Origin of the sequence: Cellulomonas sp. PhB150 (assembly GCF_003755175.1) — a bacterium.
Lineage (GTDB): Bacteria > Actinomycetota > Actinomycetes > Actinomycetales > Cellulomonadaceae > Cellulomonas.
Map to the genome: position 1 here is coordinate 1,038,506 of NZ_RKHX01000001.1, position 26,591 is coordinate 1,065,096.

A 26,591-nucleotide genomic window follows, 5' to 3' on the forward strand; every position below is an offset into this window, starting at 1 on the left:
CCCACATGGTGACGTGACCATCTTGTGTCCTGGTTCGTCTTGACGTCGCCCCGGCGGCATGGAAACGTGGCTCACGCGGCTGGATGTTTACGTCACCATCGGCCGCGGTACGGATCTCCACTCAGGGTCGAGTGCCCCTCGATGACATCGACGTCACCGCCGCCGCACGCACACGCGGCACCCGTCGACGCCGTCCGGACTCTCGGCCCGTCGGCCCAGGACGACCCGGTTCGCCGCGCGAGCCGGCCCGTCGACGGCCGGTTCGACCTGCACGCACCACCCGCACCACCCCACCCGCACCACACCGCCCGCCGCGCGCTGCCACGCGCGGCGGGTTCCACACCTGGCTCGTCGCGCGCTGCCACGCGCGACGAGCTCGTCACGCGGGACGCCCGTCCCGCCCACGAGGAGAGGCAGTTCATGACAGTGACATCGCAGTCACGCCGCAGGCGGCTGGTCGCCGGCGCGCTCACCGCGGCACTCGCGACGGGCGGGACCGTCACGGGTCTCGCCGTCGGCGCAGCTCCCGCCGCGGCGGCGATCTCGACGACCATCACACCCAACCCCGCCTACGCGGGCGCGCCGTTCGAGGGCTGGGGCAACTCGCTCGTCTGGTTCGCGAACGCGACCGGCGGCTACCCGGACGAGCTGCGCGACGAGCTCTACGACATGGTGTTCGGGTCCGACGGGCTCAACATGAACGTGGCGCGCTACAACATCGGCGGCGGTCGCGCGTCCGACGTCGGCAACTACTTCCGCCTCGGCGCGGACGTCGACGGGTACTGGGCCGCGGACACGAGCACGGCCCCGGACAGCCTGTACGGCGCGGCGACGACGAGCTTCGCGGACCGCGACGCGCTCGCCGCGGCATGGGACCCCGACGACCCGGCGAGCTACGACTGGTCCAAGGACTCGACCCAGCGCTGGTGGCTGCAGAAGCTGGCGAGCGAGCGCGACGACCTCGTGCTCGAGGGCTTCTCCAACTCGCCCCCGTACTTCATGACGAACTCCGGCTACACCTCGGGCGGCGCGAGCTCGACGGCCGAGCAGGTCTCGACCGCGAACAACAGCCCGACGAAGTTCGCGAAGTACCTGACGACCGTCGTCGAGCACCTCGAGGACACCTACGGCGTGACGTTCCAGTCGGTCGACCCGTTCAACGAGCCGTGCACCGGCTACTGGTCGACCCCGAGCGGTCGCCTGGCGGACGGGATCACGCCGTTCACGACGGCCGTGAAGAAGCCGCAGGAGGGCGCGCAGATCTGCCCCGGGACGGGCGCCGGTCAGCAGCAGAACCTCATCGCGCTGCTCGCGCAGCAGCTGCGAGGCTCGTCGTCGGACGCGGTCGTCTCCGCCAACGACGAGACGAACCCCGGCAACTTCAACACGGCGTGGTCGCAGTACGGCGCGGCCACCAAGGCCGACGTGGACCAGATCAACGTCCACTCCTACGGCACCAACGGAATCCTGCAGGCGCGTGACACCGCGATCACCGCGGACAAGGCGCTGTGGATGAGCGAGACGGGCGGCGACTTCGTCGGCTCGGGCTTCGACCCCGTGAGCATCAGCGGCGGCCTCGGCATCGCGCAGAAGATCAACGACGACCTGCGCCAGCTCCAGCCGGACGCCTACGTCCTGTGGCAGGAGGTCGAGGACTACTACAACATGCAGAAGGGCGAGAAGCTCAACTGGGGCTCGGTCTTCATCGACTTCGACTGCAGCTACGTCGACGCGACCGGTGCGGTCGTCGGCGAGAGCGACGCGATCGGCTTCAAGTCCGAGCGCCGCGTCGCCGACGCGATCACTGCGGGCACCCCGGTCGCCGACGTCGAGAACTGCTCGATCGTCACGAACTCCAAGTTCGACGCGATGCGCAACTACATGCAGTACATCCAGGCGGGCGACCGGCTCGTCCCGACGAACGACACCGCCTCGACCGCGGCCGTCACCGCGGCGGGCACGGGCCTGAACGTCGTGCACACCAATGCCGCGACGCAGGAGCAGGTCGTCACCCTCGACCTGTCCAAGTTCGGCGACATCGCGCCCGGCGCGACGGTCACCCCGATCGTCACGACGCAGGCGGCCGACGCTGACGACACGTCGACCGCGCTCGTCCGGGGCGCCCCGGTCGCCGTGGACCGCACGGCCCGCACCGCGACCCTGACGGTCCCCGCGCGCTCGGTCACCACGTTCGCCGTGACCGACGTCTCCGGGGTCGCCGCGGACGCCAACCCGCTCGTCGACGGCGCCACCTACCAGGCCGTGGGCGTGCAGAGCAGCAAGGCGCTCGCCAAGTCGTCGGCCGGCACGCTGGTCATCGACAACCTCGCCACGACCGCCGCGGCACTGAAGTCGCAGCAGTGGGTCGCGCACGAGACGACGCCGGCCGGCGACCCGACCGCGCGCCGCTCGTTCGTCCTCGAGAACGCCGGCGACGGCACCTTACTGAGCGCGAGCACGGCCGGCACGAGCTTCTCGACGGCCTCGCTGGCCGACGCCCGCTCGTCGGCGAGCACCACCTGGTACCTGACGACGATGGACGGCACCACGTGGTCGCTCATCAACAAGAGCACCGCGTCCTCGCTCGACGTCGCCGGCCAGGCCACTGCGGCCGGCACGAGCGTGGGGATCTACGGGACGAACGGCGGCGCGAACCAGCGCTTCACCTTCCGCTCCGCGACGGCCACGCCCAGCGTCGCCCCGCTCTCTCTGCGCACCCTCGTCGGCACCGCCGCCGCCCTCCCGGCGACCGTGGTCCCGACGTACTCCTGGGGCGCGGGCGTCGCGACGCCCGTCACCTGGAACGTCCCCGCGGACGCGTGGGACACCGCCGGGACGGTGTCCCTCCAGGGCACCGGCACGGACATCTACGGCAACGCCATCACGGCGACCGCCGTGGTCGAGGTCGGCGACGTCGTCGCCACGGACCCGACGTCCGTCACGGTGGTCGCCGGCTCGAGCCTCGGGCTCGTCCAGCGGGCAGCACCTGCCACCGTCAAGGCCCAGGTCGGCACGAGCGCATCGCGGTTCGCGCTGCCGGTGACCTGGGACTTCTCCGCCCTGAGCACCTCGTCGTTCGCGGCACCGGGTGTCGTCACCGTGCCCGGCACCGTCGCTGCGGCGGCCACGGGGACGTCCGACGTCGCGGCCGTGCTGCACGTCGTCGTCAGCCCGGCGGGCGGCGTCACGAACGTCGCGCTCACGTCGACGCCGACGGCCACGTTCACCGAGTCGGGCTACCCGGCGACCCGCACGATCAACGGCGACCGGACCGACAAGGGCTGGTCGAACTGGGTCAGCGGGACCAAGGACGCGTCCGAGACGCTGACCTACGTGCTGAAGAACGAGGGCATCCTCAACCAGGCCCGCGTCTACTTCTACAAGGACGGCACGTCGCTGACCTGGCCGACCACGGTGAAGACCGAGTACCGCGACGCGGGCACCGGCCAGTGGACCGCTCTGCCCACGCTGACGACGCTCACCGACTCGACCACCGCGCCCGCCCCGGTCGCGACGATCGACCTCGGCGGCGTGTCCGCCAACGCGGTGCGCTTCGTCCTCACGGCCCGGGCGGCGACGCACCTGGTCGTGTCCGAGACGGAGATCGACGGCGTCGCGCCGGCGGCCTCGTCGGTCTCGTCCCTCGCCCGGCTCACGGTCGGCGGCGTCGACGTCGCCGACTTCGACCCGGCGACGACGAGCTACACGGTCGAGCACCGTGGCAGCGCACCGGTCGTCGCGGGCGTGCCGACCGACGCCTCGGCCACGGTCACGACGGTGCGTGACGGCGACACGGCGACCGTCACGGTCACCGCGGTCGACGGGACGACCACGGTCTACACGGTCGTCCTCGACCTGCAGGTCGACCTCGGTGCCGTCCGCATCAGCGGCAGCCCCGTCGCAGGCCAGCAGCTCACCGCGTCGGCCGTCACCGACCCCGCGGACGCGTCGCTCACCTACGAGTGGTCCGTGGACGGCTCGCCCGTGGCGACCGGTCCGACGTTCACGCCGGGCCTGGCCGAGGTCGGCAAGACCCTGACGGTCGCGGCCGAGGCCACCGCGTCGGGCTTCCGCCCGGCGCAGGGCACGTCGGACGCGGTCACCGTGCTCGACGGTCGCGTAGCCAGCACGGTCGCTCTGAGTGCCTCGCCCACCTCGGTGGTCGCGGGCAAGCCCGTGGTGCTCACGGCACGCGTCACCTCCTCCGCGCAGGGTGCGGTGGCAGGCGGCTCGGTCGCGTTCCACGACGGCTCGGTGCTTCTCGGCCGGGTCACGGTCGGGGCCGACGGCACCGCCCGGTACACGATCGCGAAGCCGGTGGCGGGCACGCACACCTTGTCGGCGGACTTCACGCCCGCGGCGGGCTCGGCCACCGTGGTCGCGCCGTCGGCCTCGTCGTCGGTCAGGCTCGTCGTCACCGTCCCGGTCGTCACCTCGACCACGAAGGTCTCCGTCAGCCCGACGAAGGCCACGACGAAGACCAAGCCGGTCGTCACGGTCTCGACGCGCGCCGGCAGTGCGGCGGCCGCAGGATCGGTCACCGTCACGGTGAAGCGGGGGACGACGACGGTCCGCACCACGACCGTCCGCCTCACCAACGGCTCCGCCAAGGTGACGCTGCCGGCGCAGGCGACGCCCGGCACGTACGCGGTCACGGCTCGGTACGCCGGGACGACGGGCGTCAGCGCCTCGTCGGCCTCGACGTCCTTCTCCGTGGTCCGCGCGACGACCATGAAGGCCGCGGTCTCGCCCAGGACGGTCACGTCGAAGGCGAAGGCGAAGGTCAAGGTCGGCGTCACGGCCTCCCCCAAGGCGACCGTGACGGGCAAGGTCACCGTGAAGGTCTACAAGGGCTCCAAGCTCGTGGCGACCAAGACGGCGTCGCTGTCGAGGTCGGCCGCGACGGTGACCCTGCCGAAGCTCGCCAAGGGGACCTACACGGTCAAGGCGTCCTACGCCGGGTCGTCCTCCGCGGCGGCCGCGACGGCGAAGAGCGTGACCCTGAAGGTCAAGCGCTGACCCGCTGACCGACGACGAAGCCCCCGGGTCCTGACGGACTCGGGGGCTTCGTCGTGCCGCTCAGGCGTCGTCTCACTCAGACGCGGCGGGCGTCGCCGGCTTCGTCGCCGCCACCATCGTCTTCGTCCGCGTCGACGTGGATGATCAGCGTGCTGTGGAACGCCGACGAGTCGTCGGGCTCGTCCTCGCGACGGACGGGAGCCTGCCCGGCGGGCCACACCTCGAGCGCCCGGAACACGAACCCGTCCTGGTCCACCTCCTCGAAGGTGAAGCTCACCGCCTCCCCCGCCGTGAGCGACCGGTAGCCGGCGACGAGCAGGTGCGAGAAGTGCGCCCAGCAACCGCCCGGGGTGAGCTCCGAGTCGAGGACTCCCCACCCCTTCTGCTCGTGCCACACGCGCACACGCCCCTGCACGGGACCCTGCGGCCGCTCGTCCTCCGTCGTCGCCATGCGCCCAGCATCCCGCGCCGCGTCAGGCGTGCGCGCGCCGGGTGGGCAGACGGCAGCGGCCCGGGGCTGGTGAGCCCCGGGCCGCTGTGCCGAGCGGGTCAGCGCTCGGTGTGCCCCAGGTCGGGGGCGTCGACGAACGACACGGCGCCACGTGCGGCTCCGTGCAGCTCGAGCACGACGATCTCGTTCTCGCCCGCCCGCAGCAGCGGAGCGGCGACGTACATCGTGTGGGTCGGACCGGCCGCCCAGTAGCGGCCGAGGAGGGTGCCGTTGACCCAGACGAACCCCTTGCCCCAGCCGTCCAGGCGCAGGAAGTGGTCGGCGGCAGGGTTGGTCGGGAACGTTCCGCGGCACAGCGCCGGACCGTCCACCGGCCCGGTCGCCGCGGCCACCGGGGCGGCGGAGCGCAGGCGGTCGAGGACCTCGTCGGGCAACGGGGTCAGGCGCAGCCCGCCCACGTCCCAGCCGGTGACCTCGCGCGTCACGGTGCGCGCCGATCCGATCAGGCCCTTCGCCTCGCCGATGCGCGGACCGTAGTTGACGCGCCCCTGGTCCTCGAGGACCACGTCGAGGCGGCCCGCGCGGCGCGGGAGGGAGATCGTCGTCAGGCCCTCGGTGCGGCTCAGCGTGCCGATCGGCTCGCCGTCCAGCAGCACGAGCGCCCGGTCGCGGACCTCGTCGACCGTCAGCGCGAGGTCGTCGGGCTCGACCTGCGTGCGGTACAGCGTCAGTCCGGACCAGTGGCCGAGCTCGTCGGTCGTCGGCAGGTGCGAGAAGGTCTTGGGCTCGGTGAGCAGCCCCAGCACGTCGACGAGCGGCAGCCGCTGGTCGACGACGACGTCCAGGACCGGCGCGGGCGCACGGCGGGCGGGCCGCTCCGCGGGGACCGGCGCGTGCCGGGCGATCACCGCCCGGAACGCGTCGTACTTCGCGGTCGGCGTGCCGTCCTCGGCCAACGGGGCGTCGTAGTCGTACGACGTGGTGATGGGCAGGTAGGTGCCCTTGTCGTTCGCGCCGTTGGTCAGCCCGAGGTTCGTGCCGCCGTGGAACATGTAGAGGTTGACCGAGGCTCCGGTGCTCAGGAGCGCGTCGAGGTCGTCAGCCGCGGCGTGCGGGTCCGTGGTGTGGTGCTGCTCGCCCCAGCTGTCGAACCAGCCGTCCCAGTACTCCATGCACATGAGCGGCCCGGTGGGCTGGTGCGAGCGCAGCGTCGCGAGGCGCTCCGGGCTGCGGGAGCCGAACGTCGCCGTCTTGTGCAGCTCGGGCAGGCCGCCGCGGGAGAGCATCTCGTCGTTCGCCTGGTCGCACGTGGTCAGCGGCACCTCGATGCCGCGCTCACGGACCAGGGCGACCAGGGCGCGCAGGTAGTCCGCGTCGTCGCCGTAGGCGCCGTACTCGTTCTCGACCTGGACCGCGAGGACCGGCCCGCCGCGGGTGACCTGGCGCGACGCGACCACGGGCAGCACCGCGTCGTAGTACGACGCGATCGCCTCGAGGTAGGTGGGCTCGGCGGTGCGGACGCCGACGCCGGGCGTCGCGAGCAGCCAGGCGGGCAGGCCGCCGTTGTCCCACTCGGCGCAGATGTAGGGGCCGGGGCGCACGATCGCGTGCATGCCCTCGGCGGCGACCAGGTCGAGGAACCGACCCAGGTCGCGCTGCCCGGACAGGTCGAAGACCCCCCGCTCGGGCGAGTGGAAGTTCCACGCGACGTACGTCTCGATCGTGTTGAGACCCAGGAGCCGCGCCTTGTGGATGCGGTCGGCCCACAGGTCCGGGTGCACCCGGAAGTAGTGCAGCGCGCCCGAGAGGATCTGCAGCGGCTCACCGTCGAGCAGGAAGTCCTGCTCGCCGATCTCGAACGAGGGCATGACGGTGCGCTCCTTGGCGTACGGGGATGGGGGTGGGGCTGGAGGTGGGGGCGGGCGACGAGACCCGCCCCCACCTCAGGGCGTCACTTGACGGTGAAGCCCTGCTCGTTGCCGTAGTCGATCGACGCCTTCTGCCAGGCGGCAAGGCCGTCGGTCAGCGAGGTGCCGGACACGTAGGCCTTGCCCACGGTGTCGTTGAAGATGCTGTTCGAGTAGACCTGGAACGGCAGGTACTGCCAGCCGGCGACCACGTTCGCGGCGGACTCGGCGAGCACCTCGTTGACCTTCTGGCCACCGAAGTACGGGAACTCCTTGTTCTTGAACGCGTCGGAGTTCAGCTCGGCGGTCGTGGCCGGGAAGGCGCCACCGTCGATGCGGGTCTGCACGCCGTCACCGGCGTCCGCGTACTTGATGAACTCGTAGGCGAGCTTCGCGTTCGCGGAGGCCGCGGGGACGGTGAGCGAGGAGCCCCCGTTCTCCGAGGAGGCGTTGGCGCCCTCGGTCCACTGCGGCATGGGTGCGACGGCCCACTTGCCCGAGCCGTCCGGCACGCCGGACTCGAGGTTGGCGGGCATCCAGGCGCCGATGGTCAGCGTCGCGATGCCGCCCGAGCCGAGGCCCTGGTACCACTCGTCGCTCCACGAGCTGATCGGGGCGAGCAGCTTCTCGTCGATCAGCTTCTGCCACAGCGTCGCGAACTTGGTCGAGCCCTCGTCCGTGAAGTTGATGCCGACGTTGGTGCCGTCGACCGTGTAGGGCTTGCCACCGGCCTGCCAGATCATGGAGGTCGTGAAGCCGGCGTCACCCGTGTCGTTGGCGATGTACGCCTTGGGGTCGGCCTTGTGCAGGGCACGCGCAGCCTCGAGGTACTGGTCCCAGGTCTTGGGCACCTCGATCTTGTACTTGTCGAACAGCTCCTTGTTGTAGAACAGCGCCATCGGGCCCGAGTCCATCGGCAGGCCGTAGATGCCGTCGCCCTGCTTCACCGAGGCCCACGGGCCGGGCGTGAAGGTGCCGTCCAGGTCGGACGCGCCGAGCGGGGCGAGGTCCGTCAGGGAGTTGGCGATGGCGAACTGCGGCAGGGCGTAGTACTCGACCTGGGCGACGTCCGGCACGCCGCTGCCCGCGGCGATCGCGTTCTGCAGGGCGGTGTACTGGTCGTTGCCGGTGCCCGCGTTGACGAGGTCGATCGTCACGTCGGGGTGCGCGGCCTCGAAGTCCGTGACGACCTGCTTGAGCGTGGGCTCCCAGGCCCAGACCGTCAGCTTGCCCGACAGGTCGCCCGCGGCAGCGGACGAGCCGGCGTCGGACGGGGTGCTGCTGGCGTCGTCCGAACCACCGCTGCAGGCAGCCAGGGTCAGACTGAGCGCTCCGGCGATGGCCGTGATGCGCATGGCGCGCCGGAACGGCGACGTGGTGGTCATGCGAGTCCTCTCACTTCGTTGTAGGCGGAATCTGTGGGGCTGAACATCTGTGATGACGTCACCATCAAGCAGGCGACGATCGTCGGGGGGCTTGCCCGCTCACTCCTTGACGGAGCCCGCCGCCAGGCCTGACTGCCAGTACCGCTGCAGGAACAGGAAGGCGACGATCAGGGGCAGGATCGTGAGCACGGAACCCGTGATCACGAGGTTGAAGATCGCCTCGCCGCCGGCGGTGGCGGCCTGGGCGTTCCACGCGTTGAGCCCCAGGGTCAGGGGGTACCACGCGGGGTCCTTGAGCATGATCAGCGGCAGGAAGTAGTTGTTCCAGGTCGCGACCATGGTGAACAGCAGCACCGTGACGATGCCGGGGGCGAGCAGCGGCAGGCAGATCTGCACGAAGGTGCGCAGCTCGCTCGCGCCGTCGACGCGGGCCGCCTCGAGCAGCTCCGTGGGGATCGCCTCCGCGGCGAACGTCCACATGAGGTAGAGCCCGAACGGCGAGATCAGCGACGGGATGATGACGGCCCAGGGGGTGTTGGTCAGGCCCATCTTGCTGAACATGAGGAACGTCGGGACCGCGAGCGCCGTGCCGGGCACCGCGACGGCGCCGATGACGACGGCGAACACCCAGCGCTTGCCCGGGAAGCGGAACTTGGCCAGCGCGTACCCGCCGAGCACGGCGAGCAGCGTCGCGCCGCCCGCGCCCAGCACCACGTAGAGCACCGTGTTACCGAGCCAGCGCACGAAGATGCCGTCGTCGTAGGTCAGGGTGTCGCGGATGTTGTCCCACAGGTTGAAGCTGTCGCCGAACCACAGGCCGAACGAGCCGAGCAGGTCCGGCTGGGTCTTGGTGGCGTTGATGACCAGCCAGGCGAGGGGCAGCAGCGCGTAGACGAGCACGATCGCGGTGACGAGCGTGAGGGTCTTGCTCTTGCGGGGTGCGCGCGCGTCGTGCTCGTGGTGCTTCTTCGAGGGGCGCAGCCCGCTCGGGGCGCCCCGTCGACGGGCCGGGCGCAGCGTCTGGACGGACTCGGCGGTGGCCACGTCATGCCTCCTTGCGCATGCCGCGCAGCTGGACCACGTAGGCGATGACCATGGTGATCAGACCCATGATGATCGCGACCGTGGCCGAGTAGTTGTACTGCTGGCCCGAGAAGGACAGCGAGTACGCGTACAGGTTCGGGGTGAAGTAGGTGGTGATCGCGTTGGGCGCGAGGTTCTTGAGGATGCTGGGCTCGTTGAACAGCTGGAAGCTGCCGATGATCGAGAAGATCGTCGCGATGACGAGCGCGCCGCGGATGGCCGGCAGCTTGATCGCGCGGATCACGCGCCACTGGCCGGCACCGTCGATCTCGGCCGCCTCGTAGAGCGTGGCCGGCACGACCCGCAGCGCGGAGTAGAAGATCAGCATGTTGTAGCCGACGAACTCCCACGTGACGATGTTGCCGATCGAGGCCAGCACGAGGTCCGGCGACAGCGGGTTCGGCAGCGAGGTGCCCAGCGCCTCGTTGATGTTGCCGATGAGGCCGAACCGCGTGCCGTACATGAAGCCCCACATGAGGGTGGCGACGACGGCAGGGACGGCGTACGGCAGGAAGATCGAGATGCGGAAGAAGTTGCGGCCGTAGAGCCGCCCGCTGTCGAGGGCGAGGGCGACGAGCAGCGCGATGCCGAGCATGATCGGCACCTGCACGACGAGGAACAGCGCGACCCGCTCGAACGACTCCCAGAACTTGGGGTCGGTCAGCGCGGTCGTGAAGTTCTCGAGGCCGACGAACGAGTTGCCGCCGACGAGCTGCTTGCGGAACAGGCTCAGGTAGATCGAGTACGCGATCGGCGCAAGGAACACCAGCGCGAACACGATCATGAACGGCCCGATGAATCCCCAGCCGACCCAGGACGGCCGCGACTTGCGCACCGTGCGCGCCGCGGTCGACACCACCGGCGCCGCTGCCACCTCAGTCACTCCCGACCACTCCCTTGTGTGGGCACGATGTTTACGTCACCATCGCGTCTGATCCGAGAGTTCCACGCGATCGGCGACGGTGTCAACTCGCGGAGGGTCACGAAATGGTGACGTTGCCATCTCGCCGGACACAGTGCCGAACCGCCCCGATGGTGACGTCGCCATCGCTATGCTGTGGCGATGCCCACCGACGCGCCGACACCCGACGCCCCGGAGACCACGACCGGTCGCCGACGCCCCGGCCCCTCGATCGGCGACGTCGCGAAGCTCGCTGGCCTCTCCCCCCAGACCGTCTCCCGCGTCTCGACGGGCGCCCTCAACGTCCGCCCCGAGACGCGGCAGCGCGTGCTCGACGCGATGGAGCAGGTCGGGTACTCCCCCAACAACGCCGCGCGGGCCCTGCGGTACGGCAGCTTCCGCACCATCGGCCTGGTCGCCCACCGCCTGTCCCGCACCGGGGAGTCGCGCACGATGGAGGCGGTCGTCGAGGCGGCCCGCCGCGAGCGCTACACCGTGACGCTGGTCGACGTCGAGACGCCGTCGTCGGCGGACGTCGACGAGGCCGTGCAGCGGCTCACGCACCAGTCGATCGACGGCCTGGTCATCATCCGCGCCGAGACCGCGACACCGACGACCCTCGCCCTGCCGCCCCGCCTGCCCGTGGTGGTCTCCGACTCGCGCTTCGTCGGCCACCACCCCGCGGTCGGTGCGGACCAGACGGCCGGCACGATCGCGGCGGTGCACCACCTGCTCGACCTCGGCCACGCCACCGTGCACCACCTCGGCGGACCCATCGACTCCGGTCCCGCCGAGCAGCGCGCGCAGGCCTGGGCGGCGGCGCTCGCCGATGCCGGGCGCCCCGTCCCGCCGATGATCGCGGGCGACTGGAGTGCGCGGTCCGGATACGAGACGGGCGGACGGATCGCGGACGACCCCACGGTCACGGCGGTCTTCTGCGCGAACGACGAGATGGCCGCCGGGCTGGTCCGCGCGCTGTCCGAGCGCGGGCTGCGCGTGCCCGACGACGTGTCGGTGGTCGGGTTCGACGACATCCCGCTGGCCGACTACCTGTGGCCGCCGCTGACCACCGTGCGGCAGGACTTCACGCAGATCGGCGAGGGACTCATCGAGCTGCTCATGCGGCAGATCCGCGCCGGGGAGCCGCTCCTCGACGAGCACGTCTCGATCCCCACGACGCTCGTCGTCCGCGCCAGCACGGCACCACCCCGCGCTTGAGCGCCGCACGGGCGGGACGCCCGTGCCAGGCTTCACCCGTGCCGACCACACCTGACCGGTTCGCGCGTCGCCTGGGGCCCTTCGACGCTGTCGTCGTCGGCCTGACCGCGATGATCGGCGCGGGCGTGTTCACCGTGTGGGGCCCCGCCGCCACTGCCGCAGGACCGTGGCTGATGGTCGGGCTGCTCGTCGCCGCCGTGGTCGCCTGGTGCAACGCGACCTCCACGGCGCGGTTGGCCGCGCTGATGCCGGAGGCCGGGGGTACCTACGTCTACGGCACGCAACGGCTCGGTCCGGTCTGGGGCCACCTCGCAGGATGGTCGTTCGTCGTCGGCAAGACGGCGAGCTGCGCCGCGATGGCCCTGACGTTCGGCACCTACGTGTCGCCGGACCACGCCCGGCCGTTCGCCGTCGCCGCCGTCGTCGCCGTCACCGCCCTCGGCTGGGTAGGCGTGCAGCGTGCCGCGCGGTTCGGCCGGGTCGTCGTGGCGGTGGTCCTGGCGGCGCTGGTCGCGGTGGTCGTCGTCGGGCTCTCCGGCCCACGCGCGCCCGCAGGTCCAGCGGTCGGCACCGGGGCGGGTGTGCTGACATCGGCCGGCCTGCTGTTCTTCGCGTTCGCGGGCTACGCGCGCGTCGCGACCCTCGGCGAGGAGGTGCGCGACCCCGAGCGCACGATCCGTCGAGCCGTTCCGATCGCCCTGTCGGTCACCCTGGTCGTCTACGCGGCGATCGGTCTCGCGTGCCTCTGGACGCTCGGCCCCGCCGGGCTCGCGAGGTCCACAGCGCCGATCCGGGACGTCGTCGAGGCGGCCGGGCTGGGCGGGCTCGCGGGTGTGACCAGCGCGATCGCCGCGGTCGCGTGCCTGGGCGCCCTGCTCGCACTCGCGCTCGGGGTCTCGCGCACGGCGGTGGCGATGGCTCGCGACCACCACCTGCCCGCCCGGCTCGCGCGGCTCGACCAGGGCAGCGGCAGCCCGCGGTGGGCGGAGGGCGCCATCGGCCTCGCCGTCACCGTCGTCGTCCTCGTCGCTGGCACCGGGTCCGTCATCGGGTTCTCGTCGTTCGGCGTGCTGCTCTACTACGCGATCGCGAACGCGAGCGCCCGGACGCTCACCCGCGACGAGGGCCGACCGCCGCGCGCGATCCCGCTCCTCGGGCTCGTCGGCTGCCTCGTCCTGGCTGTCAGCCTGCCGGTCGGGTCGGTGGTCGCGGGCGTCGCCGTGGTGCTCGTCGGTGTCGGCGCGTGGCTCGTCACCGGCCGGTCCGCTCCGGCGGGACCAGCCAGCTGACCGAGCGCGCCACGTCGCCCGCGCGCAGCCACTCGTGCCGCTCGGAGCGCGGGTCCCGCTCGACGTCGCGCCACGCCACCATGACGTGCGTGCTCGTCCAGCGCACCGCACGCGCCGGGCGCCACTCCTCAGTCCCGTCGGTCCACACCACCCGGACGATCACCGGGACGTCGCCGGTGGGTCGCAAGGGGACATGATCGGGGATCTCCCGGTTGGCCACGAGGCGCTCGAGTGGTGCTGTCACCGCCTCAGGGTATCGAACGTCTGTTCGAGCGTCAGTCGTCGACCAGCACGACGAGGGCCGCCCACGGACCCAGCTCGACCCACCCGTCCGTGACCTGCGCGGACGGGCCGTTGGTCAGCACAACATCACCCGCCGCCCACTCGGCGGCGACCTCGAGGCGCACGGTCTCGGCCGACAGGTTCGCCGCCACCAGCAGGCGCGCTCCCTCGTGCCGCCGTTCGTACACGTACGCGGTCGGGTGCTCGGCGTGCAGCATCGTGAAGTCGCCGTGCGCGACGACAGGCAGCCGGTGCCGCAGGTCGATCAGCTGCCGGTAGTGGTGGAACACGGACGCCGGGTCGTCGTGCTGCGCGGCCGCGTTGAGCCACGTGTGATTCGGGTTGACCGCCACCCACGGCTCGCCCGTCGTGAACCCCGCCTGCTCCGTGCCGTCCCACTGCACCGGGGTCCGTGCGTTGTCGCGGCCCATGGCGCGCACGCCCCGCAGGACCTCGGCCGACGAGCGGCCCAGGGCGGTCGCCTGCGCCCAGTAGTTGAGCGACTCCACGTCACGCAGGTCCTCGACGCCGGCGAACGGCGCGTTCGTCATGCCGAGCTCCTCGCCCTGGTAGACGTACGGCGTGCCGCGGTGCAGGTGCAGCACCGTGGCCAGCGCCGTCGCCGACTCGCGCCACCAGTGCTCGTCGTCGCCGAAGCGGGACACCACCCGCGGCTGGTCGTGGTTGTTCCAGTACAGGCTGTTCCAGCCGACGGTGCCGAGCTCCGTCTGCCACCGGCCCAGCGAGGCCTTGAGCGCCCGCAGGTCGAGCGGCACCGGGTCGAACTTCCCGCCCGGGCCGTGGTCGAGGCCGACGTGCTCGAACTGGAAGACCATGTCGAGCTCGCGGCGGGACGGGTCGGTGAACAGGCGCGCCTGGTCGAACGTGACGCCGGGCATCTCCCCCACGGTGAGCAGCTGCGCGTCGCGCCCGTCGAACACCTCGCGGTGCATCTCCTGCAGGTACTCGTGGACCCGGGGCCGGGTCATGTAGTGCGGGGAGCCGTCACCGAGGCCGGCGTGCGTCGGCGGGCCGTCGGGCAGCGCCGCGTCCTTGCTGATGAGGTTGATGACGTCCATCCGGAAGCCGTCGACGCCGCGATCCAACCACCAGCGCATCATGGCGTACACCGCCTGCCTGACCTGCGGGTTCTCCCAGTTGAGGTCGGGCTGCTTGCGGTCGAACAGGTGCAGGTAGTACTCCCCCGTGGCCGGGTCCAGGGTCCAGGCCGGGCCGGAGAAGAAGGACTCCCAGTTCGTCGGCTCGGCGCCCGGGTCGCCCGGCGCGTAGCCCTCGCGCGACGGCCGCCACCAGTACCAGTCGCGCAACGGGTCGTCCGCCGACGAGCGCGACGCCTGGAACCACGCGTGCTCGTCCGAGGTGTGGTTGACGACGAGGTCCATGACGAGCTTGATGCCGCGCGCGTGCAGCGCCGCGAGCAGCTCGTCGAAGTCGTCGAGCGTGCCGAACAGCGGGTCGATCGCCTGGTAGTCGCTGATGTCGTAGCCGTTGTCCGCCTGCGGCGACGCGTACACGGGCGAGAGCCACAGCACGTCGATCCCCAGCCGCTCCAGGTGGTCGAGACGCGACGTGATGCCCCGCAGGTCGCCGACGCCGTCACCCGACGCGTCCGCGAAGCTGCGCGGGTAGACCTGGTAGACCACTGCCGACTTCCACCACTCGTCCGCCATCGCCGGACTCCCTTCGCTCCCTGCCACGCTCTCACCCACGCGCCGCGGCCACCAACCGCCGGGCCGACGCCGAGCCGCCTGGCTACACTCCGCGAGGTGAGCCCCGAGACGACCGCCGCTGACGCGGGCGTCGACCTGCCCGCTCCCCCCTACCGCGACGTCAACCACCGCCACAGCCGCGCCGACGCCCGCACGGCCGCCGTGTTCCTCGCGATCGTCCTGGTCGGCCTCTCGTTCGCGACCGTCGCCGCCGAGACGATGACCGGCATCAGCGAGGACACCCAGAACGGGATCGAGCGCGTGCCGCAGGCGCTGCTGCTCGTCGTCCTGGTGCTCGTGCAGGTCACCTACCTGGCCGTCCTGCTGGTCACGCCCGTGGTGCTCCTGTTCCGCCGGCGGTTCAACCTCATCGCCCGCGGCGCCGCGGCGCTGCTGCTCGGGCCGCTGCTGTTCCGCCTGCTGTCCCTCATCCCCGGCGTCCGCGCGTCGGGCGACGCGCTCGCCGGCATCTCGGACAAGCTGCCCGACGCGGTGACCGTCGAGTGGCCGTCGACCGGGGCCGTCGCGGCGTGCGCCGCCCTGGCAGCGGCGACCGCGCAGGGTCTGAGCCGGCCGTGGCGGCGCGCCGTCTGGGGGTTCCTGGCGGCCCTGGGCCTGCTGCGGGTGCTGACCGCGACCTCCGCCCCGCTCGACGTCGTGCTCGCGGTCGGCGCGGGCGGGCTCGTCGGCTCGGTGATGGTGCTGCTGCTCGGTCGTCGGGCGAGCGTCCTGACGGCGGCCGGCGTGAGCGCGGCGCTGCGGCAGTCGGGCCTCGCCACGAGCGCGGTGCGGCGCGACCCCGACGCTCCCCCGGGCCGGTACGAGGCGAGTGCGCCGACGGGTCCGATCGACGTCAAGGTGCTCGACGAGCACGACTGGCGCACCGCGCGCCTCGACCAGACCTACCGCTGGCTGCGCTGGCGCGACGTGGGCGACGACGTGCTCGCACCGACACCGTCGCAGGCAGTCGCGGCCGAGGCCATGAGCGGCCTGCTCGCGGCGTCGCGCGGCGTGCACGTGCCGACCGTCCGGGCCGTGACGCAGGCCCCGCACGGCGAGTCGGTGCTCGCGGTCGACCGCGTCGCGGGGCGGGCGCTGTCCGACCTGCCCGCTGACGAGCTGACCGACGACGTGCTGCGACGCGCCTGGCAGGAGCTCGCCCTGCTGCGCACGGCCCGCATCGCGCACCGCCACCTCGACCTGAGCCGGGTGCTGCTGGACGCCGACGGGCGCATCTGGATCACCGGCCTGGACCGCAGCCTGCCGGGAGCGGGCGACCGGATCCTCGCGTGGGACGTGGCCGAGCTGCTGGCCGGGACCTCGGCGCGGGTCGGTCCCGAGCGCGCCGTCGCCGCGGCCCGCGGGCAGGTGCCCGACGGGGACCTCGTGGCGGCCCTGCCCCGGCTGGTCCCCTCGGCCCTGTCCGCCCCGACGCGCGTCGCGCTCAAGGACGCGCCGTCGGGCGCCGCGGAGCTGGTCGACGAGGTCTGCCGGGTGACGGGCGTCGAGGAGCCGCAGCTCGAGAAGGTCGAGCGCTTCAAGCCCCGCACGCTGCTTACCGCGGCGGCGCTCGGCCTCGCCGTGTACTTCCTCGCCCCGCAGCTCACCGACCTGCCGAGCACGATCACCGCGCTCGGGGGCGCGAACTGGTCGTGGGTGCCGGTCCTGCTGCTCGCGTCCGTCGCGACCTACGTCGGCGCCGCGCTCGGCCTGGCGGGCGGCACCCCCGGCCGAATCCCCGTCCCCGAGGCGGCCGGCGTCGCACTCGCCTCGTCGTTCGTGGCGACCTTCGCCCCGCCGGGCGTCGGCCAGGTGGGCCTGAACATCCGCTACCTGCAGAAGCGTGGCCTGCCGACCGCGGTCGCGGTCTCCGCCAGCGCGGCGAAGGAGACGGCCGTCCTCGCCGTCCACCTGCTGCTGCTCGTAGCCTTCGCCGTGCTCGCCGGGTCGACCGGCGCGATCTCCGGGGAGCTCGACAAGCTGCCGCCCGCCGGGGTCGTCGCGGCGTTCGTCGGGATCGCCCTCGTCCTGGTCGGCGCGGCGATCGCGCTGCCGCGTGTGCGCCGCGTGGTCCGCGAGCGCGTCGTGCCGTCGCTGCGTGCGTCCGCCGACGCGATGCGCGAGGTGTTCTCCAGCCCGGTCAAGATCGTCACGCTCTTCCTCGGTGTCGCGCTCCTCCCGCTCGGCTACGCGCTGTGCCTGTACTTCTCCGTGCGCGCGCTCGGGCAGGACACCAGCTTCGTCGCCGTGGTGCTCGTCTCGCTGACCGCGGGCACGGTTGCCGCCGCCGCCCCGACCCCGGGCGGCATCGGCGCCGTCGAGGCCGTGCTGCTCGCGTCGTTGACGGGGCTCGGGATCGCGTCGGCACCGGCGCTCGCGGCCGTGGTGCTCTACCGGCTCGCGACGTTCTGGCTGCCGATCGCGCCCGGGGCCTGGGCCTTCCGGTCGCTGACGGCCCGCGGGGTGCTCTAGCCGTCCTTCGCTGGTCGCGCCTCGTGGCCCGGGCGGCCGTGCGTCCGCTCGCTCTCCTTGAGCTGCGCCTCGAAGACGTGCCGGCGGCCGGCGAGCAGCGCCTCCCGGACGTGGGCCTCGGCGTCGCCGAACGCCCGGTAGTAGCCGTCGTCGAACTCCTCGACGACCTGGAAGGTCCACCGGCCGTCGAGGACGTTGCGGCCGACGATCTCCGCCCGCAGCTCGTCGGCCAGGTCCCCGTGCCCGGCGGCCTCGAGCTGGTCGAGCGCCTCGCCGAGCTCCTTGTCTGCGCGGCCGACCAGGCGGTGGAACGCGTAGAGCATCCCGCGCGCGTGCTCGATCACCTCGAACGCGGCGGTCACGCCGCCGACGGCCTCGACGACATCGTCGGGCACGCCGTCCGGGGCGCGGTGCCGCTCGGCCGGGCCGTCGTCATGGCTCATCGACCCATCGTGACCCAGTGCCGCTGCACGCGCTCGCCCAGCGCCGGATGTGCGACCGTGTGCCATGCGTCGGATCCCTGCCCTGGCCTCGGCGCTCGCGCTGGCCAGCCACCCCGGACCGACCGTCGCCGTGAGCCTGTTCGCCGGCGCGTACGCACTGGGAGTCGGCGCGGACCTCGCGCTGGCCGCCCTCGTCCTGGTCGCCGTGATGGCCGGGCAGCTCTCGGTCGGCTGGTCGAACGACTGGATCGACGCGGGGCGCGACCTTGCGGTGGGTCGCAGCGACAAGCCCGCCGTCACCGGGGACGTGTCGCTCTCGACCCTGCGGACCGCGGCCCTCGTGGCGGTCACCGCCTGCGCCGCGCTCTCCCTCGCGCTGGGGGCACCGGCAGCCGTGGTGCACCTGGCCGCGGTCGCCTCCGCGTGGGCCTACAACGCGCGGCTCAAGTCGACCGTCTGGTCGTGGGCTCCGTACGCCCTCTCGTTCGGGCTGCTGCCGTCGGTCGCGACGCTGGCCCTGCCCGACCCAGCCCTCGCGCCCGCGTGGACGACGGCGGCCGCCGCGCTGCTCGGGGTCGGCGCGCACCTGGCAAACGTGCTCCCGGACCTGGCCGACGACGCCGCCACGGGCGTGGTCGGCCTGCCGCACCGGCTCGGCCGCCGGGCGACGTCGCTGCTGTCGGTGGCGCTGCTGCTGCTCGCGACGACGATCGTGGCGCTGGCCTCGTCGGTCCCGGCCGCGATCGCGGTGCCGGCCGTCGTCGTCGCCGCGGCGCTCGCCCTGAGCGGGGCGTGGGCTGCGCTGACCCGGCCGACGAGCCGGTGGCCGTTCCTCGCCGCGATCCTGGTCGCAGCGCTCACCGTGGTGCTGCTCGTCGTCGGCTGACCCGGCGGTAGCGCCGGCGCCGACGTAACGTCGACTCGTGCCCCGACCTCGCCCAGTCCCGCCCGCTCCCGGCCAGGAGTCGGTCTGGGACTACCCCCGCCCGCCGCGCGTGGAGCAGTGCTCGGCGTCGATCACGGTCGAGCTGGGCGGCAAGATCGTCGCGCAGACGACCACCTCGTGGCGCGTGCTCGAGACGAGCCACCCGCCGACGTACTACCTGCCGCGCACCGCGTTCGCGCCGGGCGCGCTACGGGAGGCCGACGGTGCGTCGTGGTGCGAGTGGAAGGGCCAGGCGGCCTACCTCGACGTGGTGGGCGGCTCAGGCGCGGTCGCGCCGGGCGCGGCGTGGACGTACCCCGCGCCGAGCCGCGGGTTCGAGGTGCTGGCCGGTGCGATCGCGGTGATGCCGGCCGCGATGGACCGGTGCACGGTCGACGGCGAGGTCGTCGAGCCGCAGGCCGGCGGCTTCTACGGCGGCTGGATCACGGCGGCTGTCGTCGGCCCGTTCAAGGGCGACCCGGGCACCCACGGCTGGTGACCCCCTCGCCCGCCCGGTGCGATCGCCCCTAGGTGCAGGGTTCCGCCCGCTCACCGGGCACAGCCCTGCACCTAGCCCTCCGCCGCGAGCGGCTCGCAGACATCGTGAAGCGTTCTGCCCGCTCAGGGGGCGAGATGCTCCACGATGGCGGCCGGCCGGCTGCGCTGATGGCGCGCCCGGCGGGAGCGGGCCGCGTCGGAGACGGGCGGCGGGCGAGGTCGGTACCGTGCGGGGATGCAGCTTCCTGTCGTCGACGACCGCGGCGAGGCACTCGTCGCACTGGACGAGGCCGACGAGAACGCCGCCGACTCCGACGCCGCGCCCTGCCCGCTCGCGCTGGTCGTCGTGGTGCGGGACGACGGCGCGGTGCTGTGGGGGCTCGACGCGTGGCGCGGCCGGTGGGAGATGCCCGGCGGGATGCGCGAGCCGGGCGAGTCGCCGCGGGACGCCGCTCGCCGGGAGCTGCGTGAGGAGACCGGGCTCGTCGTCGGCGAGCTCACGTGGTGCGGGCTGGCCCGCTTCGAGCTGCGGGACCCTGCGCGCACGGAGCTGGCCGCCGTCTACGTGGCGCGCTCGTCGGCCGGCGCCGAGGTGGCACCGGCCGACGGGGAGCTGCTCGAGACGCGCTGGGTGGCGGTCGGGGACGCCCCGCCCGAGCCCGTCGCCGAGCTCGATGCCGCTATCGCCGCGTGGGCGCTCAGACCACCTCGGTGAGCAGGCCCGTCGCGACGTCGAACACGAAGCCGCGCACCGAGTCCGTGTGCGGGACGAACGGGCTGGCCGTGATGCGGGCGATCGACTGGCGGACGTCCACGTCGAGGTCGTCGAAAGCCTCGGCGGCCCACTCCGGCTTGATCCCTGTCTCGTCCTGGATCGACTTCTTGAAGGCGTCGTCGGTGAACGTGAGCATCCCGCAGTCTGTGTGGTGGATCAGGATGATCTCGGTCGTGCCGAGCAGGCGCTGGCTGATGGCTAGGGATCGGATCTCGTCATCGGTCACCACGCCGCCCGCGTTCCGGATGACGTGCGACTCCCCCGCGCCCAGCCCGAGGAGCGCGTAGACGTCCAGCCGCGCGTCCATGCACGCGACGACGGCGACGTGCTGGGACGGCGGCAGCGGGAGCGGCCCGGAGAAGCCCTCGGCGTACGCGCGGTTGTTGCTCAGGTACTCGTCGGTGACCGTCATCGGTTCCTCCTGGTGGCTGTTCCCCCCGCGAGAGCCGACGCTAGTCAATGTCCGACATATCCGCTCGGCTTTCATGCTTGGTGCGCGAACACCACGGTGTTGTCGACGTAGTGGCCGGTCTTGCGGTCGAACTCTCCGCCGCAGGTGATGAGCCGCAGCTGTGGGTCCTTCGTGTTGGCGTAGACCTTCGTCACCGGGAAGTCGTCCTTGGGGTAGGACGCGACGCCGTCGACGACGAAGTGGACCTTCGAGCCGTCCTCGCGGGTGACGGTGATCTTCGCGCCCTTGGTGATCTTGCCGAGGTCGTGGAACACCGACGGCCCGTTGTCGCCGTCGACGTGGCCCTCGATCACGGCCGGTCCGTCGGCGCCGGGGCGAGGCGATCCGTCGAACCACGCGGCGCGGTCGTAGTTCTTGCCCTTGGCCGGGACCGCGATCGTGCCGTCCTTCGCGAGCCCGAGCGTGAGCAGCTTCGAGCTCACGTCGAGCGACGGGATGCTGATCGTCGTCGGCAGCGGGACCTTCTTCGCCACCTCCGTGGCCTTCTCGGTCGGAGCCGGCACCGGTGCGCTCGTCGCGGTCGGCGTCGACGACTCGACCGGAGCCTCAGCTGCCGGCGGCACCGGAGGAGCGGGCTCCTGGTCGTTGATGCCGATCACCACGGCCGTCGCGCCGCCCAGCAGCAGGGCGGCGCCCAGCACCGTGGCGACGGCGCGACGGCGCCCGGCCCGGGGGGCGGGCGCCGACCCGTGCCGGCCACCCTTCTCCCGGGCCCGGGCGTCGTCGGTGGCCATCAGTCGTTGACGGTCACGTCGGCCGTGCGGCGACGACGGGCGATCAGCAGACCACCCGCGACGAACGCCGCGCCACCGGCGGCGAGCAGGCCGGTGTCCTGCACGCCGGCGGTCGAGCCGCTACCCGTCTGGGCGCCACCGGACGGCGTGGCGGACATCTGCGAGACCTCGAGGACGCCGCACAGCGCGGGGTCGGTGGCCTCGGTGGGCAGCGACGGGTCGAGGTCCGACTTGGTGTCGCCGTCGTACTTGCCGTCGTGGTTGTGGTCGACGCCGTGGATGACGACTGCCGACTGGCCGGAGATGATCGCCTTCGCGACGTCGTCCGAGACCTTGATCGAGCCGCGCTGGTAGTTGATCTTGCCGCCCTTGGCGGTGTCGAACCGGTCGACGGCCAGGCCGGACTTCGCCGAGGTGTCGCCCGTCTTGGTCAGCGACACGACGATGTCGCCGTACGCCGGCCCACCCTCGGTGGTGTTGAGGGTGCCGTCGCCGCTCTTGTCGTCCGCGGCGGCCGGGCACTCGTGACGCGCCTCGGCACCGAAGTGGATGTGCGCGGCGTGCGGGTTGTCGGCGAGCAGGCCGTCGGCCGTGAACGTCACCGTCAGGACGTCGTCCTTGATCGTCGTCATCGCCATGCCGGAGCCGTCGACGCCGTTGAGGGCGACCGGCTTCAGCGTCGCCTCGTTCGATCCGTCGCTCGACGCGGCGGAAGCCGGCATCGCCATGGCGAGCATGGCGGCCAGGGACAGGGCGGGAGCCGCGAGTGCGACGCGCTTGGTGGTCTTCATGGGTGTTCCCCTCGGTTCGTCCTGGTGGGGGGCCACCAGGAGTCATGCCGAACGCCGCAGGTCTGCGGCCTTGTACACGGGAGTTCGGCGCCGAGGAGCTGGCGGATGGGTGGGACCCGGACATTTCTCCGCGGTGCCTCAGTCCCACCACAGACGCCAGAAGGTCGGCTCCTCGCCCAGGTCGAGGAGGTCGTCCACCGGGGCACGCCATGGCGTGATCTCGTCAGGGCCGTGCAGGTGGTCGAGGCCGTACCGGTCACGGACCAGCACGTCGAGCCGCGCGCACTGGCACCAGTCGGGATGCGGCGTCTCCTCGTCGTCCCACGACGGACTGAAGATCCGCAGGCCGTCGGGACCACGGACCACGACCGTCGGGATCGAGATCGCTTCCACACCACGGGCCGGGCCGGTGGCGAACCCGTGCAGCCCGACCTCGTCCGGGAACTCGGCCGCGGCGATCAGGCAGGCGCGCGTCGTCGGGGCGAAGTTGTGCCGACACTCCCGCTCGCTCTCCGGCAGCGCCTCCAGCAGATCAGCCGCCGCCGGTCCGCTCAGGCCGCCGAAGTGAAGCAGGTCCGTGGGCCGCCGCGGCACCGGGCCTGCGAACGGCGCGAGGATCTCGGGCACCCCGGCATCGAGCGCCCATCCTCGCGGTGGCCTGCCGGGGAAAGCACCCGTCTCCCACTCCGGCGCCTGGCCGAGGTGGGCCGTCCACGTCTCTCTGAGGTCGGCTTCGTGCTCGTGTCGTCTCGTCGTCATGCGAACAGCGTCGGGTGCCACGGTCGTCCTGCGGGGGCGTCACGGGCGCTTCTGTGGGCCGGTCCGCGGAGGCGACGCCCTGTGGTCGGCTCGACTAGCTTCTGGTCCCACGAGCTGCGAAGCTCACGCCGTGACCGGCCGGCACCACCGCTTCGCGAGGCGTGACACGACGCCCGCCGAGCTCGCCGAGCTCGCGGTCGTCGATCGACTCGCCGAGCAGCTCGCGGCGCACCTGGCCCTGCGCACCGCCGACATCGACCTCGTCCATATTCACGGCGCCGGCAGCTCGCGCGTCCAGGCGATCGTCTCCGAGCTGCTGCACGACGAGCTCGGCTTCCGCGAGGAGGTCGTCATCACCCCGCAGGACGGCCTCGTCACCCGGGCTCGCCCCGACTTCTTCTACCGGTTGGGTCCGGACCGCGGGATCCTGGCCGAGGTCGAGCGCGGCGGGACGACGACGAACAACCACGACCTCAAGGACTTCTGGAAGGCCCACATCTCTCCCGACGCGCAGCACCTGTTCCTCGTCGTGCCCATGGCGAACTGGAACGAGCGCGGCACCGCCCGCGAGCGACCGTACGCACGGGTGGTCTCGCGCATGGGCGCATTCTTCGGGGAACCGCGACGCGAGGTCGACGTGCTCAGCGCGCACGTCTTCGGGTACGGCTCGCAGGGCTGATCAGCGGTAGTCGGACCCGCCGTCCACGTCGAACGTCTCCTCCAACGTGGTCACCCCCAGCTCGGCCATGTGAGCGGTGAGCGAGCGCCCGACCCACCGCAGGTGCCACGCCTCGGGCGCGTACCCGGTGACGTCCTGGTTGGCCTTGGTGTAGCGGACCAGGAAGCCGTACTCCCGCACGTGCTCGGCGATCCAGCGCCCCTCGGGCGTCGTCGCGAAGCACGGGTCGAAGTCGCACGCGGGCTTGCTCGCGCCGCCGAGGTCGACCGCGAGGCCGGTCTGGTGCTCGCTGTAGCCGGGGCGGGCGGAGAGCCGCTCGGCGTACTCGCGGCCGTAGACGCCGAGCATGTTGCCGAAGATCTGCTGCTGGTAGGCGTACGAGCGGTAGCCGCTCTGCATCGTGAGCGTCACACCGTCGTCGGCCGCGGCGTCGAGCATGTCGCGGAGGTCGTCGGCGACCTCAGCGCGGACCTGCTCGCCGGCCGAGACCGTGACCAGGTCGTCGGGTGCGTAGTCGACGGGGTCGAGCGGGTGGTGCTTGTTGACGACGATCCAGGGGCTGGCGGGGTTCGTCGTCGAGTGCGCGGCCCGGTCGAAGGTGGGCGTGGGGGTCGGCGTCGGGGTCCGCGACGGCGGCGGCGTGAAGGACGGGGCGGCCGCCGTGGGCACGTCGAGCGCAGGGTCTGCGGACGACGAGGGCCGGGCGAACGCCCAGGCGGCGAACCCGCCGACAAGGAGCGCGAGGACGACGGTCGCGGCGCCTGCGGCGCGAGACGGTCCACGATGCACGCCGTCACGGTATCCCGACCAGGCCCCGTGCCAGACTCGCGCGATGAGCACTCCCGACCCCACCGCCTTCGCCGCAGCCTGGGTCCACGCGTGGAACTCGCACGACGTCGAGGCCGTCCTGGCGCACTTCGCGGACGACGTCGTGTTCACCTCCCCGGTCGCTGCCCGCGTGCTGCCGGAGACGGGTGGCGTGCTGCGCGGGAAGGACGCCCTGCGCGAGTACTGGACGCTCGGGCTCACGCTGATCCCGGACCTGCACTTCACGGTCGAGCAGGTCTTCGCCGGGATCGACGTGCTGGTCATCGCCTACCGCAACCAGCGCGGCAACGCGGTCGACGAGGTGCTGCGGTTCGCCGACGGCCTCGTCGTCGAGGGCCACGGCACGTACCTGGGCGACGACGAGAACCCCGCCGGGACCGTCGGCTGACGATCCCGGCGAGGTCGACGGGTCAGGCCCGCTCGGCCCGGTCCCCGCGGCGCAGCACGAGCGCGACGCCCGCCGCGAGCAGTGCGGCCAGTGCGCACATCGCGAACAGCTCGCGGTAGGCGCCGAGCGACGGCAGCGTGATCGTCCCCAGCGCCACGGTGCTGGACGCGAGGACGGCGCCGCCGAGCGCGCTGGCGAGCGAGCTGCCCACCGAGCGGATCAGCGTGTTGAGGCCGTTGGCCGCGGCGATCTCGTCGGCCGGGGTGTTCGCGTTGATGAGCGAGGGCATGGCCGCGTACCCGATCGCGGTGCCGACGCCGACGACGGTCGCGCCGACGACGACCTCGACGAGCGACCCGGTGAGCACGATGCGCATCGCCCAGCCGATCGCGACGACGGAGGCACCCAGGGCGAGCGTGAAGGGCGCGCCCTTGCGCACGATGAGCCGGGCGGAGACGGGCGCGAATGCGAGCATCGCGAGCCCGCTCGGGAGCATCACCAGGCCGGAGACCATCATCGAGCTGCCGAACCCGTAGCCGCTGGACTCCGGCGCCTGCACGTAGGCGGCGGTGCCGATGAGCGAGGCGAACAGCGCGAAGCCGAACAGCAGCGACGCGACGTTGGTCAGCACGATGGGCCGACGACGCAGTGCGGTGAGGTCGATCAGCGGGTGCGACGTGCGGTGCTGCCACCACCCGAGGACCGCGAAGAACACCGCGGAGAGCACGAGCAGGCCGATGACCTTGGCGGAGCCCCACCCCCAGTCCGACGACTCGGCGAGCGGGAGCAGGAGTGAGACGAGGGCGCCGGCGAGGAGCACGGCTCCGAGCACGTCGACGCGGCCGCCGCTGCGACCGGCCCGCTCCGGGACGACGAGCGCGACGCCGGCGAAGGCGATCAGCGCGCCGACCGCCGTGACCCAGAACAGCACGTGGAAGTCGGCGTGCTCGGCGACGAAGCCGGCCAGCGGCAGGCCGAGGGCACCGCCCACGCCGAGCATCGCGCTCACGGCGGCGATCGCGGCGCCGGACCGAGCCCTCGGCAGGATCCCCGCGAGCAGGCTGATGCCCAGCGGGATCGCACCCGCGGCCACGCCCTGGATCGAGCGGCCGACGATGAGCACGACGAGGTCGTCGGAGAGGGCGCACACGAGCGAGCCGAGCAGCATCGCACCCAGCGCGACGAGCAGCATCCGGCGCGTACCGAACATGTCCCCGAGGCGACCGAGCAGCGGGATCGAGATCGCGGAGACCAGCAGGGTGGCGGTCAGCAGCCACTGGACCTGGTCGGACGACGAGTCCAGCAAGCCGGGCAGTGCCGGCAGCACGGGGATGAGCAGCGACTGGGCGAGCGAGACCACGAGCGCCCCGAAGCCGACGAACACGATCCACAGACCGGGTCGCTGCTTCGTGGCAAGGGTGGTGGCGCCGGACGAGGCGACATCGACGGACATGGGGTTCCCTCCGAGGGACGGGGCGGACAGGCGACCCGACAGCACCGGCGGGACGAGCGACCACAGTCAACACCGTTGACCGGGGGGTGTCAACGACGTTGACCGGCGG

At 72.3% G+C, this 26,591-nt stretch carries 23 protein-coding genes; 9 read left to right on the forward strand and 14 right to left on the reverse strand.

Annotated elements, in window-relative coordinates; genetic code table 11:
- Positions 1 to 420: 420 nt before the first annotated feature.
- Positions 421 to 5,019, forward strand: coding sequence for an Ig-like domain repeat protein (locus EDF34_RS04845; protein WP_148076578.1), 4,599 nt, complete (start codon positions 421 to 423; stop codon positions 5,017 to 5,019).
- Between the two features lie 76 nt (positions 5,020 to 5,095).
- Here EDF34_RS04845 and EDF34_RS04850 read toward each other — a convergent pair whose 3' ends face one another.
- The 5 genes from EDF34_RS04850 to EDF34_RS04870 form a co-directional block, all read right to left on the reverse strand.
- Positions 5,096 to 5,470, reverse strand: coding sequence for a cold-shock protein (locus EDF34_RS04850; RefSeq protein WP_123370168.1), 375 nt, complete (start codon positions 5,468 to 5,470; stop codon positions 5,096 to 5,098).
- A 98-nt stretch (positions 5,471 to 5,568) separates the two neighbouring features.
- On the reverse strand, positions 5,569 to 7,338 hold the full coding sequence (locus EDF34_RS04855) for a beta-galactosidase family protein (protein WP_123370169.1): 1,770 nt from the start codon (positions 7,336 to 7,338) through the stop codon (positions 5,569 to 5,571).
- An 83-nt stretch (positions 7,339 to 7,421) separates the two neighbouring features.
- Complete coding sequence (locus EDF34_RS04860; RefSeq protein ID WP_123370170.1) at positions 7,422 to 8,762, reverse strand: ABC transporter substrate-binding protein; 1,341 nt, start codon at positions 8,760 to 8,762, stop codon at positions 7,422 to 7,424.
- A gap of 99 nt (positions 8,763 to 8,861) precedes the next feature.
- Positions 8,862 to 9,743 (reverse strand): carbohydrate ABC transporter permease, encoded by an 882-nt coding sequence (locus EDF34_RS04865; RefSeq protein WP_123370688.1) that lies wholly within the window; start codon positions 9,741 to 9,743, stop codon positions 8,862 to 8,864.
- 64 nt (positions 9,744 to 9,807) lie between these two features.
- Positions 9,808 to 10,728, reverse strand: a complete 921-nt coding sequence (locus tag EDF34_RS04870) for a carbohydrate ABC transporter permease (protein WP_370450027.1) — start codon at positions 10,726 to 10,728, stop codon at positions 9,808 to 9,810.
- Positions 10,729 to 10,908: 180 nt separating this feature from the next.
- Here EDF34_RS04870 and EDF34_RS04875 point away from each other — a divergent pair, with 180 nt between their 5' ends.
- Positions 10,909 to 11,964: a LacI family DNA-binding transcriptional regulator gene (locus EDF34_RS04875; RefSeq protein ID WP_123370690.1), complete on the forward strand. Its 1,056-nt coding sequence runs from the start codon at positions 10,909 to 10,911 to the stop codon at positions 11,962 to 11,964.
- 38 nt (positions 11,965 to 12,002) lie between these two features.
- Entirely contained in the window at positions 12,003 to 13,253 is a 1,251-nt protein-coding gene (locus tag EDF34_RS04880; RefSeq protein WP_233575182.1) for an APC family permease, read from the forward strand.
- Here EDF34_RS04880 and EDF34_RS04885 read toward each other — a convergent pair.
- Together EDF34_RS04885 and EDF34_RS04890 are read right to left on the reverse strand one after the other, a co-directional pair.
- Complete coding sequence (locus EDF34_RS04885) at positions 13,216 to 13,497, reverse strand: hypothetical protein (protein WP_233575183.1); 282 nt, start codon at positions 13,495 to 13,497, stop codon at positions 13,216 to 13,218. The two genes, EDF34_RS04880 and EDF34_RS04885, sit on opposite strands and share 38 nt — an antisense overlap.
- 31 nt (positions 13,498 to 13,528) lie before the next feature.
- Positions 13,529 to 15,226, reverse strand: coding sequence for an alpha-glucosidase (locus EDF34_RS04890; RefSeq protein WP_199737637.1), 1,698 nt, complete (start codon positions 15,224 to 15,226; stop codon positions 13,529 to 13,531).
- 96 nt (positions 15,227 to 15,322) lie between these two features.
- Between EDF34_RS04890 and EDF34_RS04895 the strand changes: the two genes are divergently transcribed.
- The gene (locus tag EDF34_RS04895; protein ID WP_123370172.1) at positions 15,323 to 17,737 is read left to right on the forward strand and encodes a lysylphosphatidylglycerol synthase transmembrane domain-containing protein; all 2,415 of its coding nucleotides are present in this window, start codon (positions 15,323 to 15,325) and stop codon (positions 17,735 to 17,737) included.
- Here the strand turns inward: EDF34_RS04895 and EDF34_RS04900 are convergent.
- Entirely contained in the window at positions 17,734 to 18,180 is a 447-nt protein-coding gene (locus tag EDF34_RS04900) for a hypothetical protein (protein WP_123370173.1), read from the reverse strand. The two genes, EDF34_RS04895 and EDF34_RS04900, sit on opposite strands and share 4 nt — an antisense overlap.
- A 64-nt stretch (positions 18,181 to 18,244) precedes the next feature.
- Between EDF34_RS04900 and EDF34_RS04905 the strand changes: the two genes are divergently transcribed.
- The 3 genes from EDF34_RS04905 (at position 18,245) to EDF34_RS04915 (ending at position 20,318) form a co-directional block, all read left to right on the forward strand.
- Positions 18,245 to 19,066 (forward strand): UbiA family prenyltransferase, encoded by an 822-nt coding sequence (locus EDF34_RS04905; RefSeq protein WP_123370174.1) that lies wholly within the window; start codon positions 18,245 to 18,247, stop codon positions 19,064 to 19,066.
- A gap of 37 nt (positions 19,067 to 19,103) precedes the next feature.
- Positions 19,104 to 19,604 (forward strand): DUF427 domain-containing protein, encoded by a 501-nt coding sequence (locus tag EDF34_RS04910; protein WP_123370175.1) that lies wholly within the window; start codon positions 19,104 to 19,106, stop codon positions 19,602 to 19,604.
- Positions 19,605 to 19,838: 234 nt separating this feature from the next.
- The gene (locus EDF34_RS04915) at positions 19,839 to 20,318 is read left to right on the forward strand and encodes an NUDIX hydrolase (RefSeq protein ID WP_123370176.1); all 480 of its coding nucleotides are present in this window, start codon (positions 19,839 to 19,841) and stop codon (positions 20,316 to 20,318) included.
- Here the strand turns inward: EDF34_RS04915 and EDF34_RS04920 are convergent.
- The 4 genes from EDF34_RS04920 to EDF34_RS04935 form a co-directional block, all read right to left on the reverse strand.
- Positions 20,302 to 20,790, reverse strand: coding sequence for a carbonic anhydrase (locus tag EDF34_RS04920; RefSeq protein ID WP_123370177.1), 489 nt, complete (start codon positions 20,788 to 20,790; stop codon positions 20,302 to 20,304). The two genes, EDF34_RS04915 and EDF34_RS04920, sit on opposite strands and share 17 nt — an antisense overlap.
- 71 nt (positions 20,791 to 20,861) lie before the next feature.
- Positions 20,862 to 21,584: a class F sortase gene (locus EDF34_RS04925; RefSeq protein WP_123370178.1), complete on the reverse strand. Its 723-nt coding sequence runs from the start codon at positions 21,582 to 21,584 to the stop codon at positions 20,862 to 20,864.
- Complete coding sequence (locus tag EDF34_RS04930; RefSeq protein ID WP_199737638.1) at positions 21,584 to 22,375, reverse strand: CHRD domain-containing protein; 792 nt, start codon at positions 22,373 to 22,375, stop codon at positions 21,584 to 21,586. The genes EDF34_RS04925 and EDF34_RS04930 overlap by 1 nt, the downstream gene beginning before the upstream one ends.
- Positions 22,376 to 22,513: 138 nt before the next feature.
- Entirely contained in the window at positions 22,514 to 23,134 is a 621-nt protein-coding gene (locus EDF34_RS04935) for a hypothetical protein (protein ID WP_148076579.1), read from the reverse strand.
- A gap of 130 nt (positions 23,135 to 23,264) precedes the next feature.
- Between EDF34_RS04935 and EDF34_RS04940 the strand changes: the two genes are divergently transcribed.
- Positions 23,265 to 23,813 carry a hypothetical protein gene (locus tag EDF34_RS04940; protein WP_199737639.1) on the forward strand — a complete coding sequence of 183 codons (549 nt, stop codon included), beginning with the start codon at positions 23,265 to 23,267 and terminating at the stop codon, positions 23,811 to 23,813.
- Here EDF34_RS04940 and EDF34_RS04945 read toward each other — a convergent pair whose 3' ends face one another.
- Positions 23,814 to 24,602: a M15 family metallopeptidase gene (locus tag EDF34_RS04945; RefSeq protein ID WP_148076580.1), complete on the reverse strand. Its 789-nt coding sequence runs from the start codon at positions 24,600 to 24,602 to the stop codon at positions 23,814 to 23,816.
- Between the two features lie 43 nt (positions 24,603 to 24,645).
- Here EDF34_RS04945 and EDF34_RS04950 point away from each other — a divergent pair, with 43 nt between their 5' ends.
- The gene (locus tag EDF34_RS04950; RefSeq protein WP_123370181.1) at positions 24,646 to 25,029 is read left to right on the forward strand and encodes a nuclear transport factor 2 family protein; all 384 of its coding nucleotides are present in this window, start codon (positions 24,646 to 24,648) and stop codon (positions 25,027 to 25,029) included.
- Positions 25,030 to 25,051: 22 nt separating this feature from the next.
- Here the strand turns inward: EDF34_RS04950 and EDF34_RS04955 are convergent, their stop codons facing one another.
- The gene (locus EDF34_RS04955) at positions 25,052 to 26,482 is read right to left on the reverse strand and encodes an MFS transporter (protein ID WP_123370694.1); all 1,431 of its coding nucleotides are present in this window, start codon (positions 26,480 to 26,482) and stop codon (positions 25,052 to 25,054) included.
- Positions 26,483 to 26,591 lie beyond the last annotated feature (109 nt).

Coding starts and splice junctions, on each gene's coding strand:
- EDF34_RS04935 (WP_148076579.1), bottom strand. CDS start 23,134: ATGACGACGAGACGACACGAGCACGAAGCCGACCTCAGAGAGACGTGG.
- EDF34_RS04850 (WP_123370168.1), bottom strand. CDS start 5,470: ATGGCGACGACGGAGGACGAGCGGCCGCAGGGTCCCGTGCAGGGGCGT.
- EDF34_RS04915 (WP_123370176.1), top strand. CDS start 19,839: ATGCAGCTTCCTGTCGTCGACGACCGCGGCGAGGCACTCGTCGCACTG.
- EDF34_RS04860 (WP_123370170.1), bottom strand. CDS start 8,762: ATGACCACCACGTCGCCGTTCCGGCGCGCCATGCGCATCACGGCCATC.
- EDF34_RS04920 (WP_123370177.1), bottom strand. CDS start 20,790: ATGACGGTCACCGACGAGTACCTGAGCAACAACCGCGCGTACGCCGAG.
- EDF34_RS04845 (WP_148076578.1), top strand. CDS start 421: ATGACAGTGACATCGCAGTCACGCCGCAGGCGGCTGGTCGCCGGCGCG.
- EDF34_RS04890 (WP_199737637.1), bottom strand. CDS start 15,226: ATGGCGGACGAGTGGTGGAAGTCGGCAGTGGTCTACCAGGTCTACCCG.
- EDF34_RS04905 (WP_123370174.1), top strand. CDS start 18,245: ATGCGTCGGATCCCTGCCCTGGCCTCGGCGCTCGCGCTGGCCAGCCAC.
- EDF34_RS04925 (WP_123370178.1), bottom strand. CDS start 21,584: ATGGCCACCGACGACGCCCGGGCCCGGGAGAAGGGTGGCCGGCACGGG.
- EDF34_RS04930 (WP_199737638.1), bottom strand. CDS start 22,375: ATGAAGACCACCAAGCGCGTCGCACTCGCGGCTCCCGCCCTGTCCCTG.
- EDF34_RS04950 (WP_123370181.1), top strand. CDS start 24,646: ATGAGCACTCCCGACCCCACCGCCTTCGCCGCAGCCTGGGTCCACGCG.
- EDF34_RS04955 (WP_123370694.1), bottom strand. CDS start 26,482: ATGTCCGTCGATGTCGCCTCGTCCGGCGCCACCACCCTTGCCACGAAG.
- EDF34_RS04875 (WP_123370690.1), top strand. CDS start 10,909: ATGCCCACCGACGCGCCGACACCCGACGCCCCGGAGACCACGACCGGT.
- EDF34_RS04900 (WP_123370173.1), bottom strand. CDS start 18,180: ATGAGCCATGACGACGGCCCGGCCGAGCGGCACCGCGCCCCGGACGGC.
- EDF34_RS04855 (WP_123370169.1), bottom strand. CDS start 7,338: ATGCCCTCGTTCGAGATCGGCGAGCAGGACTTCCTGCTCGACGGTGAG.